This window comes from Micromonospora sp. NPDC049645 (assembly GCF_040675155.1).
Classification (GTDB): Bacteria; Actinomycetota; Actinomycetes; order Mycobacteriales; family Micromonosporaceae; genus Micromonospora.
The window spans coordinates 309,598-324,708 of sequence record NZ_JBFAOI010000004.1 but is presented as its reverse complement, the minus strand read 5'-3'; the positions used below and the strand labels follow the sequence as shown (position 1 = coordinate 324,708).

The 15,111-nt window shown below is 68.8% G+C and carries 10 protein-coding genes; all 10 read right to left on the bottom strand.

Annotated elements, in window-relative coordinates:
- Nucleotides 1-73: 73 nt before the first annotated feature.
- The 10 genes from AB0J33_RS13020 to araB all read right to left on the bottom strand — a co-directional run bounded on the left by AB0J33_RS13020 (nucleotide 74) and on the right by araB (nucleotide 14,680).
- Complete coding sequence (locus AB0J33_RS13020) at nucleotides 74-1,720, bottom strand: ricin-type beta-trefoil lectin domain protein (protein ID WP_363612929.1); 1,647 nt, start codon at nucleotides 1,718-1,720, stop codon at nucleotides 74-76.
- Nucleotides 1,721-2,032: 312 nt separating this feature from the next.
- Complete coding sequence (locus tag AB0J33_RS13015) at nucleotides 2,033-3,019, bottom strand: LacI family DNA-binding transcriptional regulator (protein WP_363612927.1); 987 nt, start codon at nucleotides 3,017-3,019, stop codon at nucleotides 2,033-2,035.
- Nucleotides 3,020-3,422: 403 nt separating this feature from the next.
- Entirely contained in the window at nucleotides 3,423-5,519 is a 2,097-nt protein-coding gene (locus AB0J33_RS13010; protein ID WP_363612925.1) for an RICIN domain-containing protein, read from the bottom strand.
- 347 nt (nucleotides 5,520-5,866) lie between these two features.
- Nucleotides 5,867-7,369 (bottom strand): L-arabinose isomerase, encoded by a 1,503-nt coding sequence (gene araA / locus AB0J33_RS13005; protein WP_363612923.1) that lies wholly within the window; start codon nucleotides 7,367-7,369, stop codon nucleotides 5,867-5,869.
- Nucleotides 7,370-7,395: 26 nt separating this feature from the next.
- The gene (gene yjfF / locus AB0J33_RS13000) at nucleotides 7,396-8,385 is read right to left on the bottom strand and encodes a galactofuranose ABC transporter, permease protein YjfF (protein WP_363612921.1); all 990 of its coding nucleotides are present in this window, start codon (nucleotides 8,383-8,385) and stop codon (nucleotides 7,396-7,398) included.
- Nucleotides 8,382-9,452: an ABC transporter permease gene (locus AB0J33_RS12995; protein WP_363612919.1), complete on the bottom strand. Its 1,071-nt coding sequence runs from the start codon at nucleotides 9,450-9,452 to the stop codon at nucleotides 8,382-8,384. The genes yjfF and AB0J33_RS12995 overlap by 4 nt, the downstream gene beginning before the upstream one ends.
- Entirely contained in the window at nucleotides 9,449-10,990 is a 1,542-nt protein-coding gene (locus tag AB0J33_RS12990) for a sugar ABC transporter ATP-binding protein (RefSeq protein WP_363612917.1), read from the bottom strand. The genes AB0J33_RS12995 and AB0J33_RS12990 overlap by 4 nt, the downstream gene beginning before the upstream one ends.
- 188 nt (nucleotides 10,991-11,178) lie before the next feature.
- Nucleotides 11,179-12,180, bottom strand: a complete 1,002-nt coding sequence (locus AB0J33_RS12985; protein WP_363612915.1) for an ABC transporter substrate-binding protein — start codon at nucleotides 12,178-12,180, stop codon at nucleotides 11,179-11,181.
- A 128-nt stretch (nucleotides 12,181-12,308) separates the two neighbouring features.
- Entirely contained in the window at nucleotides 12,309-13,001 is a 693-nt protein-coding gene (locus tag AB0J33_RS12980; RefSeq protein ID WP_363612913.1) for an L-ribulose-5-phosphate 4-epimerase, read from the bottom strand.
- The gene (gene araB / locus AB0J33_RS12975) at nucleotides 12,998-14,680 is read right to left on the bottom strand and encodes a ribulokinase (RefSeq protein WP_363612911.1); all 1,683 of its coding nucleotides are present in this window, start codon (nucleotides 14,678-14,680) and stop codon (nucleotides 12,998-13,000) included. Before araB ends, AB0J33_RS12980 begins: the two co-directional genes overlap by 4 nt.
- Nucleotides 14,681-15,111 lie beyond the last annotated feature (431 nt).

The window sequence follows — 15,111 nt, the reverse complement described above, 5'->3', positions numbered from 1 at the left end:
AGCTGTCGTCCGCGGGCACCAGTACTACCGGATCAGGCGGGTCGCCGCCACCCGGGCGGTCGGGACCGACCGGCTACCGCTGCGACCACCGCTGGTTCGCCGCCGCGGTGCAGGTCCAGAGGAGCACCGTGGTGCCGTTGGCCGTGCCGTTGTTGTTGACGTCCAGGCAGAGCCCCGACTGGACGCCGCTGATCGTGCCGTTGGCGTTGACGACCCACTGCTGGTTGACCCCGCCGTTGCAGTCCCAGATCTGCACCTTGGCGCCGGCCGTGGCGTTGAGCGGCGCGTCCAGGCACTTGCCGAGCGACTGCAGGGTCTGACCGTTGCTGGTCCAGCGCTGGTTGGCGGCGCCGTTGCAGTCCCAGATGACCGGCTGGGTGCCGTTGGTGGTGCTGCTGTTCGGCACGTCCAGGCAGCGGCCGGAGGCGGCGCTGACGTACGCGCTCGAGGTGCTCGGCGGCGGCGGCGTCGTGCCGCCGCCGCTGACCCGGTACACCACCGTGCCGTGCGCCGGAACGCTGGCGCTGATGGTCCCGCTGCTGGAGCTGGTGCCACCGGTCCACGCGTCGACAAGCGTGAACGACGAGCCGGACTTGCCCACGGCGGCGGCCGTGGTCGAGATCGTCGTGGTCGAACCGCCCTGGTTGAACAGGGCGACCGCGACGTCGCCGTTGGCGAGCCGCTTGGCCAGCACCCGACGCGTGCCGTCGAACGACACCTGCGTCCCCTGCAACCCGAGCGAGTCCTGGTTGATCGCGATCAGGTTGGCGTTCTTGAGGATGGTCTGCGTCGCGGAGTTCATGTTCCGCACGTCGTTACCGGCGATCAGCGGAGATGCCATGATCGCCCACATCGCGAAGTGGCTGCGCATCTCCGTGTCGTTCATGCCACCGCGGCCGACCTCCATCATGTCCGGGTCGTTGAAGCCACCCGGCCTCGCGTAGGACGCCAGCGGAACGGTCACGTTGATGATGTTCTGGATGCCCATCGGGTAGCCGTTGGTCTGCCCGGTGTCCCACGCGTTGGTGATGTCCTCGGTGGTACGCCACATGTTCGCCACGTCGCCCCAGTTGCGCTGCGGGCCGGTCTTGGCGTGGATGCTGTTGGGGTTGATGCTGTAGACGATCGGTCGGCCGGTGGCGGCCAGCGCGTCACGCATCTTGGCGAAGGTGGTCACCTGGTCGTTGATGCTGCCCTCCGGCGAGCACCAGTCGTACTTGAGGAAGTCGACGCCCCAGGCGGCGAACTGGCGGGCGTCCTGCACCTCGTGGCCCCGGCTGCCGGTGGCCCCCGGGTAGGAGCCGAAGTACTGCGCGCAGGTCTTGTCGACCGGCACCTGGTAGAGGCCGAACTTCAGGCCCCGGGCGTGCAGGTAGTCACCGAGCGCCTTCATGCCGCTGGGGAACCGGCTCGGGTCGCCCTGGATGTTGCCGGAGCTGTCCCGGTTGGGGTTGAACCAGCAGTCGTCGACCACCACGTACTGGTAACCCAGGTCGCGCATGCCGCTGCTGACGATCGCATCGGCTGTCTGCCGGATCAACGCCTCGTTGATGTTGCAGCCGAACGAGTTCCAGGAATTCCAACCCATGGGGGGAGTGCGCGCCACCCCGTTGTCGAGTGCCTGCGCCGCCGGGGCGCGAAGGCCGACCAGGGCGCCGGCGAGCAGTAGGCCGGCCGCCAGTACGCTCCCCCAGCGACGACCTCGGGTGCTGCGGTTCATCGAGCCTCCTTGTCGGTGGCGCCCGCCCGTGACTCCGATCTTCGATCGGTGGGCCGATAGTTGGACGCCAATTTTTGTTAGCGTTAACAGAAACGTCCATCATGTTACGGCGACATTTCACGAGGTTCAATACCTTCCCGGCGCAACATCGTCCGACATCGATAACCCGTATCGGGCTCCCATCGAGGCGCGTCTTATCGATCCCTGGCGGGGAAATTGACACATGCGATGCCTGCCGCATCCGCTGTCGGCCGCTACCCCCGCAGCGGCAGTAGAGCCGGTCCCGTGCCCTGCCGGGGCGGCGCCCGGTCGTCAGCGACGCGGTGGAGCGACGCTCTCGCGGGCGACCAGGGCCGGGGCGATGGTCTGCCGCAGCGCGCCACCGGTGCCCGACTCGATCTGGGACAGCAACATCTGCAGGCTCGCCCGCGCCACCGCGTCGAAGTCCGGTCGGACGGTGGTCAGTGGCGGAATGAAGTACGCCGCCTCGGGCACGTCGTCGAAACCGACCACGCTGATGTCGTCCGGCACCCGCCGGCCGAACTCGTGCAGCGCCCGCAGCACACCCAGCGCGAGATGGTCGTTGGCGGTGAAGACCGCGGTGACCTCGGGCATCCGCGCCAGCATCTGCCCACACCGGTAACCCGAAGCCGCGGACCAGTCCCCCGGCATCGGCGGCGGCGGCACCAGCCCGGCGGCCAGCAGCGCCTGACGCCAGCCGTCGATCCGACCGACGCTGTCGAACCAGTCGGACGGCCCGGAGACGTGCCAGACGGTGCGGTGCCCGGCGTCGAGCAGATGCTGCGTCGCCGCCCGGGCGCCCGCCACCTGGTCCACCGTCACCAACGGCACCGGCCGGTTCGGGTCGCCGTCGACGGTGACCAGTGGGACGTCCTTGGGCAGGCGTTCCAGCGCCTCACCGGCCGACTCGACCGGGGCGATGACCACGATGCCGGCAACCCGGTGCGACAGGTGCCGCTCGACGGCCGCCGAGATGGAACGGTGGTCCAGGTTTCGGACGCTGCCGACGCTGACCGCGAAACCCTCCTCGGCGGCGGTCTGCTCCAACGCCGCCAGCAACGACGCCGGCCCGTAGAGCGTGGTGTTCTGCGCGACCACACCGATGACCTGCGAACGGCCGGTCACCAGCGCGCGGGCCGCGCCGTTGGGGCGGTAGCCGAGTTCGGCGATCGCCGCGCGCACCCGGAGCCGGGTCTGCTCACGGACGTTGGGGTGCCCGTTGAGCACCCGCGACACCGTCTGATGGGAGACACCGGCGAGACGAGCAACATCCGTCATCGCGGGACCGTGGACGGCCATTTCACTCCCCCCGCTACGTCTCCGGCCCGCGGCCCGTCGACGTCGACTGGAGCGGCCCGGCCCGATCCCCCTCGCTCAGTCACCACGCCGGTGCTGAATCCCAGGTGACCAGCGCTGGATCGCCGACAGTCTACGCCAGCGACAGCCCGGAACACGGCACGCCGGGGGTGGGGTCTGTGCGACGTGCCGAAGTGGCGCAACCCGGAGGACACCGACCCGCGGTGTGGGACACCGTTTCGCGACGCGACGCCGGCCCGCCCTACGCTCGCGGACAGAGCGTGGAGCAGGCCGGCGAGGACCTGACCCGGTGGCGCGGACCCGACGTGCCGGACGGCTCGTGCGGCCAGCGCCGCCGGTCAGGCGGACGGTCGTGTGACTGGTGTCACGGGGTCGTCAGATCGAACCGACGTACGGTGACCGCGCCACCGAGCGCCTGGGTCGCGTGGTTGAAGATGGCGAATCGGTAGCCCATGAAGAACTGCCAGTTGTTCGCCAGCGTCAGGGCGTTGCCGAACGAGGTGAAGTTGACCCCGTCGGTGCTGTACGAGAAGCGCGCCTGCCGGCCGGACCCGGGTCTGATGTCGGCGTTTGCCCGCAACCAGATCCGGCCACCGGAGACGGCGGTGCTCGCCACCTCGCTGCCGGTGCTGGTGGTGTTCCAGCTGCCGTCCATCGTCAGGCCGTTCTGCATGACCAGCCGGGTGGACCCGTTGTCCCGTCGGATTCCGATCCAGGCCGACGAGTTGCGCAGCACCGCCAGGCCGGTACGGTCACCGTCGCGCATGGTGGAGTAGTCCAACTCGATGGTCGCGGTCGAGGTGGGGCCCTGGATGCGGTGGGTCAGCGTGTTGCGTGCCTTGTACAGGTCGCCGGTGACGGTGGCGGTCTGCAGGTTCAGCCCGTTGTTGACGGACCACCTGCTGTTGTCCGGGTTGTGGTTCCACTCCCACTGCGGGCCGAGGGTGGTGCCGGCGAAGGTGTCGGTGCCGGTGAGCGGCTTGACCGCCCGGGGCGGCGCGGGCAGGTTGGGCTTCGGGTAGGAGCTGCCCCACGTGCCGTTGACCGTCTGCAACACGGGCCAGCCGTCGCTGGTCCAGGTGATCGGGGCCATGGCCGGCATCCGACCACCGGGGTACGCGTCAACGAAGGACATGTAGTACCAGTCGCCGTTCTGGGTCTGCACCAGCCCACCCTGGTGCGGCACACCGCCGCCGGAGATCGGACCGGGCAGGTTGAGCAGCACCTGACGCTGCTCGTACGGGCCGAACGGTCCGTTGGTCGACTTCAGCACGTACTGGCCGTTCGCGGGGCGGGTGAGCCAGATGTAGTAGGCGCCGTTGCGCTTGTAGAACCGGGCCCCCTCCAGCGTTCCGATGCTCGACGGCGTCTGGTAGACCTGCTGGGCGCGGACCTGGGACTTCCCGTCGGCGGACAGCTGCGCCACGCTGATGGTGCCGTTGCCGTAGGCCACGTACATGGTGTCGTTGTCGTCGATCAGCATCCCGGCGTCGTAGTAGCAGTTGGGGATGGTGGTGTGCTTGGTCCAGGCGCCGTCGACGGCGGACGCGGTGTAGATGTGGGTCTGCGCGAAGTCGATGCACCCGGCCCAGTAGTACGTCCGGTTGCTCGGCCGGTAGTTCAACGTCGACGCCCAGATCCCGTCGACGTACGCGTTACCACCGCTCATGTCGTACTTCGAGCCGAAGTCGAGCCGGGGCACGGAGTGACCGGCGAACTCCCAGTTGACCAGGTCGTAGGAGCGCAGCACCGGTGCGCCCGGCGAGTAGTGCATGGTGGACGCCGACATGTAGTAGGCGTTGTCCACCCGGATGATGTCGACGTCGGCGAAGTCCTGCCAGAGCACCGGGTTCGAGTACGTGCTGCCGGACGGCGGCGGGTTGCTTCCCCCGACCTGGACGAGCTGCCACTGCTGGTTGTTGCCGCCCCAGTCGTCGTACTGGACGATGTTGCCACCGTCGGCGGTCGAGGCGCCCTGCACCTCCATCACCTTGTTGCTGTTGCGGTTGATCAGTCGGACGTAACCACCGGACGAGTCCGCCAGGCGGAACTGCTGGTTGGTGCCGTTGCCGTCAGACCACTGCACGATCGACGCGCCGTTGGCGGTGGAGAAGTTGGAGACGTCGAGCACCTTGCCCGAGTGCCGCGACTTCAGCCGGTAGTAGCCACCACCGGAGTCCACGAACTGCCACTGCTGCCAGGCGCCGTCGTTACGCGCCCACTGGGTGATGCGCGCACCGTCGTTCGTCGCCTGGTTGTAGACGTCCAGCGCCTTACCGCTGTTGCGGTTCACCAACACGTAGTAGGCGTTGGTGTCGACCGTCGCCGCTGACGCGGCGGTCGGCGCGACGGCAGCCAGCGCGCCGCCGACCACCACCGCTATCGCGGCGGCGGCCAGCCGCGACAGCCGACCACGCCCCCGCGCTGGTGCTGTCCAGGAAACCCGACCGATGGCAACCATGATCCTCCTTTGACGATGCGAAACCGAACGGTCTGGGTCGGCATCCGCGGCACCGGGCGGTGTGCCGAGCTGGCCCGATCGCAGAATGTGATCGTTAACATCACACATCGTGGTTCGCTGCGTTGAACTGCCGCAAACGGGGAAGAAGAGTGATCGCGGCCGGGCCAGCCACAGACATCGACCGTCTTGGTTATAGACTGTGAGCGATAACACGCCCTTAGTCAAGACGTAACCCAATCGGCTCGCGGCCGTGCTAGCGCGGGAACGCAGACGGGTGGCCAGCCCTCGCCCGACGGATCTCGGGCAGGGACGGACCACCCGTCCTGGACGCGGCCGGGCCGCGCGAATCAGAAGCCGCGGGCCAACCGGTAGTAGGCCTGGTTCCAGCGGATCTCGTCGGCGAAGCGACGCGGCTCGGTCTCGGCGTCGATGACGACGAGTTCGGTCCGGCTCATCTCCGCCAGGTCGTGCAGCTCCTCCACGCCCACCGCCTGCGACAGCACCGTGTGGTGCGGCGCGCCCGCGGTGATCCACGCCTCGGCCGAGACCGGCAGGTCGGGCCGGGGACGCCACACGGCACGGGCCACCGGCAGCCGGCGCAGCGGTTGCGGTGGGGACACCACGTCGATCTCGTTGGCCACCAGCCGGAAGCGCTCCCCCATGTCGGCCAGCCCGAGCACCACCGCCGGGCCGGGCGCGGCGTCGAACACCAGCCGGACCGGGTCCTCCCGGCCGCCGATGCTCAACGGGTGGATCTCCACGTTGGGCACGTCGGACGCGATGGTCGGGCAGACCTCCAGCATGTGGGCGCCGAGCACCAGCTCGTTGCCCGGGGTGAGGTCGTAGGTGTAGTCCTCCATGAACGACGTGCCGCCGCTCACGCCCACCGACATCGCCTTGAGGGTGCGGACCAGGACCGAGGTCTTCCAGTCGCCCTCGCCACCGAAGCCGTAGCCGTCGGCCATCAGCCGCTGCACGGCGATACCCGGCAACTGACGCAGCCCGCCGAGATCCTCGAAGTTCGTGGTGAAGGCCCGGAAGCCGCCCGCGTCCAGGAAGGCGCGCATACCGAGTTCCAGGCGCGCGGCGTAGCGCAGCGAGTCGTGCTGCTCGCCGCCGGGCAGCAGCTCGCCGACGATGCGGTAGGTGTCCTCGTACTCCTTGACCAGGTCGTCCACCTGCGCGTCGGTGACCTCGCCGACCACCTCGACCAGGTCGTTGACGCCGTAGGTGTTGACCGAGACCCCGAACCGCAGCTCGGCCTCGACCTTGTCGCCCTCGGTCACCGCGACGTCGCGCATGTTGTCGCCGAAGCGGGCCAGGCGCAGCGACCGCATCGCCGACCAACCCAGCGCGGCGCGGACCCAGGCGCCGACCCGCGTGGTCACCCGCGGGTCGCTGACGTGCCCGGCCACCGTCTTGCGGGCCACCCCGAGACGCGTCTGGATGTACCCGAACTCGCGGTCGCCGTGGGCGGCCTGGTTCAGGTTCATGAAGTCCATGTCGATGTCGTTCCACGGCAGCAGAACGTTGGCCTGGGTGTGCAGGTGCAGCAGCGGCGTCTGCAACGCGTCCAGACCGGAGATCCACATCTTGGCCGGCGAGAACGTGTGCATCCAGGCGATCACCCCGACGGCACCCTGAGCGGCGGCGTCCCGACAGACCTGCAGGATCTCGCCGCTGTTGGTCAGAACGGGCTTCCAGACCACGCGGGCGGGAATCTGCGGCGAGTCGTCGAGCGCGGCCGCGATCTGGCGGGACTGCTCGGCCACCTGGCGGAGCGTCTCCTCGCCGTACATGCCTTGGCTGCCGGTAAGGAACCAGATCTCGGGTTCTGTGTGTGGTGCCATGGGGTTGCCTTCCGCGAGAGGGGCGGTCACTTGTAACGGATTCCGATGAGACGCTGGAGGAGGATGAACGCGAAGAGCAGGCCGCCAATCACGATCTTGGTCCACCAGGAGTTGAGGCTCCCATCGAAGGTGATGAGGGTCTGGATCACGCCCAGGACCAGCACGCCGAGCACCGTGCCGAAGACGTAACCCGCGCCGCCGGTGAGCACCGTGCCACCGATGACGACGGCGGCGATGACGTCCAGCTCCATCCCCACGGCGATCAGCGGCGCGCCGGAGAGGGTGTAGAAGGACAGCAGGATCCCGCCGATGGCCGAGCACAGACCACTGATCGTGTAGACGGCGATCCGGGTCCGCCCGACCGGCAGGCCCATCAGCAGCGCCGACTGCGGGTTGCCGCCGATGGCGTACACGTTGCGGCCCAGCCGGGTGTAGGCCAGCGTGTACGCGGCGATGCAGACCACCACGAAGGCGATCAGCACGCTGATCGACACGAAGTTGCCCCGGGGGTCCCCGATCCGCTCCTGCGACATCGAGGTCCAGAACCCGTCGGTGATCGGGATCGACGCGCCGGAGATGAACGTGCACATGCCCCGGGCGAAGAACATCCCGGCGAGCGTGACGATGAACGGCTGGATCTCGAAGAAGTGGATGACGCAACCCATCAACAGGCCGAGCGTCGGCCCGATGAGCAGGGCGATGACCAGCACCAGCGCCGCCGGCATACCGTCCTGGAGCAGCGCGGCAGACACCATCGCCGTCATGGCGACCACCGACCCGACCGACAGGTCGATGCCACCGGTGAGGATCACGAAGGTCATGCCCACCGCTACGACGAGCAGGAAGCCGTTGTCGATGAAGACGTTGAAGATGACCTGGACGTTGGAGAACGCCGTGTACTGCGAGACGCCGATGCCGTACATCACCAGCAGCAGGGCGAGCGTCGCCAGCACCGGTATCTGCTTCCTCGGCAGCCGGAACCGGGTACGACCGGCGGTAAGCGTTCCAGTGGTCATGCCGGCACCTGCTCCTTCGGCTTGTCGGCGATGGTGGCGGGCGGCGGGGCGTTGCGCCTACGTCGGCTGAACCGGGCCCGGAAGGCCGGCGCCTGGATGAGGCAGACGGCGATGACGACCACCGCCTTGAACAGCAGCGAGGTCTGCGGTGAGATGTCCATGGCGTACACCGTGGTGGTCAGGGTCTGGATGATCAGCGCACCGATGATGGTGCCACTGAGGAAGAACCGGCCGCCAGCGAGGGACGTCCCGCCGATGACGACCGCGAGGATCGCGTCCAACTCGACCCAGAGACCGGCGGCGTTACCGTCGGCGCTGGAGACGTTGGCCGTCATCATGAAACCGGCGACCGCGGCGCACGCGGCGCTGATCACGTACGTGAGGAAGATGACCCGGCCGGACCGGATGCCGGCGAGCCGGCTGGCCATGGCGTTGCCGCCCACCGACTCGATGATCATGCCGAGCGCGGTGCGCCGGGTGAACGCGGCGACGAGCAGGGCCGCGGCGAGGGCGATGAAGATGGCGAGCGGCAGGGTCAGCGCGTGCCCCAGGCCGATCGCCCGGTACGGCTCGGAGTTGATGGTGATGATCTGACCCTCGGTGATCAGCTGGGCGAGACCCCGGCCGGCGACCATCAGGATCAGGGTGGCGATGATCGGTTGGATGCCGATCACGGCCACCAGCACCCCGTTCCAGGCGCCGAGCACCAGCGAGACCCCCATCGCCATGGCGAGGGCGGTCACCACCACGCCGAGGCTGTTCTGGTCAGGCTGCTTGCTGATGTACATGCAGGCGATCGCGCCACTGATCGCGCAGAGCGAGCCGACCGACAGGTCGATGCCGCCGGTCGAGATGACCAGGGTCATGCCCAGTGCGACCAGGATCAGCGGCGCGCTCAGCCGCAGGATGTCGATCGGCGTGCCGTACAGGTGCCCGTCCTTGAGCTCGATGGACAGGAACCCGGGCCGGTAGATCGTGTTCGCGGCGAGCATGACGAACAGCACGGCGGCGGGCCAGAACAGCCGGTGACCGATCATCGTCCGGTAGCGGTTCGTGGTGTCGTTCATCGGTCTGCCTCCTCCCGGTGGGATCCGCTGGCGATGGTCTGCATGATGCGGTCGGCGTCGAGGCTGTCGTCGTTGGCGAGCTGCGCGACCATCTGCCGGTCCCGCATCACGGCCACCTTGTGGCTGAGGCGCAGCACCTCCTCCAGCTCGGCGGAGATGAACAGCACCGCCATCCCGCCGTCGGACAGCTGGGTCACCAGCTTCTGGATCTCGGTCTTCGCGCCGATGTCGATGCCCCGGGTCGGCTCGTCGAGGATCAACAGCCGTGGCTCGGTGATCAGCCACCGGGCCAGCAGCACCTTCTGCTGGTTGCCGCCGGAGAGGTTGCGTACCGGCACCTCCGGGTCGGCGGGCCGGATGTTGAGGGCCTTGACGTACTTGTCGACCAGCTCGTCCTGACGGCGACGCGGAATGGGCCGCAGCCAGCCGCGGGCCGCCTGCATGGCCAGGATCATGTTCTCGCGGACCGACAGGTCGGCGACGATGCCCTCCGCCCGGCGGTTCTCCGAGCAGAAGCCGACGCCCTGGTCGATGGCCTGGGCCGGGGTGCGCAGGCTGCTCGCCGTGCCGTCTACCGCGACCTGACCACCGTCGGACCGGTCGGCGCCGAACAACAACCGCGCCACCTCGGTACGCCCCGAGCCCAGCAGGCCAGCCAGGCCCACCACCTCACCGGCGTGGATGGTGAGACTGAACGGCTCGACCGCGCCGGCCCGACCGAAGTCCGACACCGCCACCAGCGGGGTGCCCTCCTCCAACGCGGCCAGGTCCCGCCGGGAGTGCTCCTCGATGCCCTCCAGGACGTCGAGCTCCTTGCCGATCATCTTCTCCACCAGGGAGAGCTGCGGCAGCTCGGCGGTGAGGTACTCGCCGACGAGCCCGCCGTTGCGCAGCACGGTGATCCGGTCGGCGATCTCGTAGACCTGGTCGAGGAAGTGGGTCACGAACAGGATGGCGATGCCCTCGTCGCGCAGCTGCCGCATGATGCGGAACAGCTGCGCCACCTCGCCCGCGTCGAGGCTGGACGTCGGCTCGTCCAGGATCAGCACCCGGGCCTGGATGTCGATCGCGCGGGCGATGGCCACCATCTGCTGGATGGCCAGGGAGTACGAGCCGAGTGGCGCGCTGACGTCGAGGTCGAGGTCGAGGCGGGCCAGCAGGGCTCGGGCGCGGCGGCGAACCTCCCCCCAGCGGACGGCGCCGAGGAGCCGGGGCTCACGGCCGATGAAGATGTTCTCCGCCACCGAGAGATTGGTGCAGAGGTTGACTTCCTGGAAAACGGTGCTCACACCGGCGGCGGTCGCCTGCATCGGCCCGGTGAACGACACGGGCTCGTCATCGAGGGAGATCGCGCCCCCGTCGGTGTCGTAGACACCGGTGAGCACCTTGATGAGGGTCGACTTGCCGGCGCCGTTCTCGCCCATCAGGGCGTGCACCTCGCCGGGGAAGAGCCGGAAGTTGACGTCGTGGAGTGCGCGCACCCCGGGGAAGGACTTGCTGATCCCGGTCATCGTCAGGACCGGACGGCTATCCGTCATCCCATCAGACCTCTTCTGGGTTGTCGACACGGAAGGGCCGCTAGGCTCCCGCGACGCCCGCCCGGTCGCCCCTGGGGGTCGCTCGGGCGGGCGTTGTGCGGAGGTCGTCGCGGGCCAAGCCCGGTCCGTTTCGGTTAGGGAAGCGACGCGGCGGGGCCGCCACGCGAGCGCGGCGACCCCGTCGTCGATCAGTACTTACGGTTGGGCAGAGCTTCCTTGGCCTGCTCGGTCGTGAAGGTGGTCTCCTCGGTCTCGATCCGAGCAGGCACCTCCTCGCCCGCGTGGACCTTCTTGGCCAGGTCCATCAGCTGCGGGCCGAGCAGCGGGCTGCACTCCGCGATGAAGTTGAACTTCCCGTCGGCGAGAGCCTGCATGCCGTCCTTGACGGCGTCGACCGTGATGATGGTGATGTCCTTGCCGGGCACCTTGCCGGCGGCGGTGATCGCCTCGAGCGCGCCCAGGCCCATGTCGTCGTTGTGCGCGAACAACACGTCGATCTGCTTGTTGGCCTTGAGGAACTGCTCCATGACCTGCTTGCCGCCGGCCCGGGTGAAGTCACCCGGCTGCGAGGCGATGATCTTCAGGTTCGGGTTGACGGCGATCGCCTCGCCGAAGCCCTTCTTCCGATCGTTCGCCGGCGCCGCGCCGGTGTTGCCCTGCAGCTCGACGATGTTCACCGGGCCCGTGGCGCTCTTCTTCTGCTCGACCAGCCACTCACCGGCGAGCCGGCCCTCCTTGACGAAGTCCGAGCCGAGGAAGGTCTTGTACAGCGACTTGTCGGCCGAGTCCACCGAGCGGTCGGTCAGGATGACCGGGATGTCGGCGTCCTTGGCCTCCTTGAGCACGGTGTCCCACCCGGACTCCACCACCGGCGAGAAGGCGATGACGTCGACCTTCTGCTGGATGTAGTTGCGGATCGCCTTGATCTGGTTTTCCTGCTTCTGCTGAGCGTCGTCGAACTTCAGCTCGATCCCGGCCGCGGCGGCGGACTCCTTGATCGAGGTGGTGTTCGCGGTACGCCACCCGCTCTCCGCGCCGACCTGGGAGAAGCCCATCGTGATCTTGCCGTCGTCCTTGGCACCGCCGCCCGTGTCGCTGTTACCGCAGGCCGCCACGCCGCCGACGAGCAGCACGCTGGCGAGGACCGCGGCAGCGCGCCACGGAGCAGACTGCGTTCGCATCTTTCCCATCGAATCTCCTTGGCTGGATGTGGTGGGTAACCGCGCCGACCGCCGAGGTGCGAAAGAGCGGTGTACGCGGGTGGTGCGTGCTGGTGCGTCGTGGTGCAGACCGGCGGGTCCCGTTGATCGGGGAAGAGTCAGGAACCCGCCGGTGCGACTGGTTTTTGACCGTAGACGTTCTGGTAGCGGTCGTAGAGGGCGTCGATGTCGGCCTGCGCCATCGGAACCGGCTGCCCGAGGGTGCGCGCCAGGTGCGCGGTACGCGCCACGTCCTCGCACATGACGGCGGCCTTGACCGCCGCGCGGGCGTCCCGGCCGATGGTGAACACGCCGTGGTTGCGCATCAACACCGCCGGCGAGCGGTGCCCGGCGAGCGTGGCGACGATGCCCTTGCCGATGTCGTCGCCCCCGATCAGCGCGAACGGGCCGATCGGGATCTCCCCACCGAACTCGTCGGCCTGCGCGGTGAGGTGGCAGGGGATCGACTCGCCGCACGCGGCCCAGGCGGTGGCGTACGAGCTGTGCGTGTGCACGACCCCGCCGACCTCGGGCATCGTCCGGTAGACATAGGCGTGGGCGGCGGTGTCGCTGGACGGGGCGAAGTCACCCTCGACGAGAACGCCGTCGAGGTCGCACACCACCATCGTCGCCGCGGTGAGGTCGTCGTAGCTCACCCCACTCGGCTTGATCACCATGAGGTCCTGCCCGGGAACCCGCGCCGAGACGTTGCCGGACGTCCAGGCGACCAGGTTGTAGCGGGTCAGCTCGGCGTGCAGGCGGGCGACGGTCTCACGCAGCTCGCCGATCTTTCGGGTCACCTCGGCGTTCACGCCACCACCTCCAGCGGGGCCTCGTGCGCGGTCGCGGCGGCCTCGACCGCCGCGTTGCGGATCGCCCGCAGGCGGAGCATGACGTCGTTGCCGCCGCGGCCGAAGTGGTCGTGCAGCGCCCGGTACTCGGCGTAGAGGGCGTCGTAGGCGCGCGCCCGCTCGGGGTCGGGTCGGTAGACGGCCTCGTGCACCCGACCCATCGCCTGTGAGGCTTCGTGGATCGAGGGGAACTCACCGGCGGCGACGGCGGCGTGGATCGCCGAGCCCAGCGCCGGCCCCTGCGCCGAGGCGATGATGTTCAACGGTCGCCTGGTCACGTCGGCGTAGATCTGCATCAGCAGCTCGTTGGAGGTGAGGCCACCGGCGATCACCAGGTCGTTCACCGGCACTCCGGCGTCGACGAACGCCTCGATGATCATCCGGGTGCCGTACGCGGTGGACTCCAGCAGCGCCCGGTAGATGTCCTGCGGCCGGGTGGCCAGGGTCATTCCGACGATCATCCCGCTGAGGTCGTGGTTGACCAGCAGGGAACGGTTGCCGTTCCACCAGTCCAGGGCGATCAGACCGTGCGCGCCGACGGGCTGGCTCGCGGCCAGCTCGGTGAGGCGTTCGTGCGAGTCGATGCCGGCCGGGGCGGCGTGCTTGACGAACCAGCCGAAGATGTCACCGACGCCGCTCTGGCCAGCCTCGTAGCCCCAGGCGCCGGGGCTGATGCCACCGTCCACCACACCGCACATGCCGGCCACCTCGGCGACCTCCGCGCCGTTGACGACGTGGCAGGTCGAGGTGCCCATGATCGCGACGAGCCGGCCGGGCTCCACCGCCTGGGCGGACGCCGCGGTGACGTGCGCGTCGACGTTGCCGACGGCCACCGCGATCCCCTCCGGCAGACCGGTCCACGCGGCGGCCTGGGCGGTGAGCGCGCCGGCGCGGGCGCCGAGGGGCAGCAGCGGACCGTCCAGCTTGGTCACGAAGTCGCCGAAGTCGGGGTTGAGCGCGGTCAGGAAACCCTCGGACGGGTAGTGGCCGTCCTGCAGGATGCCCTTGTAACCGGCCGTGCAGACATTGCGGGTCTCGGCGCCGCAGAGCTGCCAGACGATCCAGTCGGCCGCCTCGATGAAGCGCTCGGCCCGGTCGTAGACCTCCGGGTCCTCCTCCAGGATCTGCAGGCCCTTGGCGTACTGCCACTCGGCGGAGATCTTGCCGCCGTACCGGCCGATCCACGGCTCGGCCCGCTCGTGCGCCAGCGCGTTGATCCGGTCGGCGTGCGGCTGCGCGGCGTGGTGCTTCCACAGCTTGACCCAGGCGTGCGGTCGGTCGCGCAACTCGGGGGTCTCGCACAGCGGGGTGCCGTCGGCGAGCGTCGGTAGCACCGTGCAGGCGGTGAAGTCGATGCCGATACCGACCACCGCCGCCGGGTCCACCCCCGCGGCGGACACCGCCGCCGGGACGGCGTACCGCAGCACGTCGCGGTAGTCCTGCGGGTTCTGCAGGGCCCAGTCCGGGGGTAGCGCTCGGCCTCCCGGAAGCGCCGTGCTGATCACGCCATCGCCGTACTCGTGCACCGCGGTCCCCAATTCGGCACCATCGCCGACACGGACCACCAGAGCTCGCCCGGACAGGGTGCCGTAGTCGACACCGACGACGTACCGGTCGCCAGCTCCATCCACACGGTTCATGTTCACCTCCACCGTTAACGGGGATAGTGTTAACGCTCACATCCAGCCTCGTCAAGACATCTAGCCGCAACAGCTCCGTAACGGAACGCAGAAGGCAGACCGACTCGGGAGGGTCAATAGCGGACCGGTGCAAACCGCGCTATTCCGACACCAGCCCCGGTGTGCAGGTGCCGGAAGGAGGACGACGCAAGGTCCGGCTGCCGACGGACCCCACCCGCCGGCACGCGCAGACAGGTCCAACTGGTGGCACCCCACGCAACGACCGCCCCGTGGCGACACCACTCCACCCACCCGTCGCGCGGCGAAGATGGCAGCGATAACATCGCCGAGGCGTCACGCCGGGGTGCACAGATCCGCGAGCCGGCCGCCGACGACGGCGCGGGCTCATGACTGAGCGCGCCGGGTGGATGATCCACCCGGCGGAGAACCGG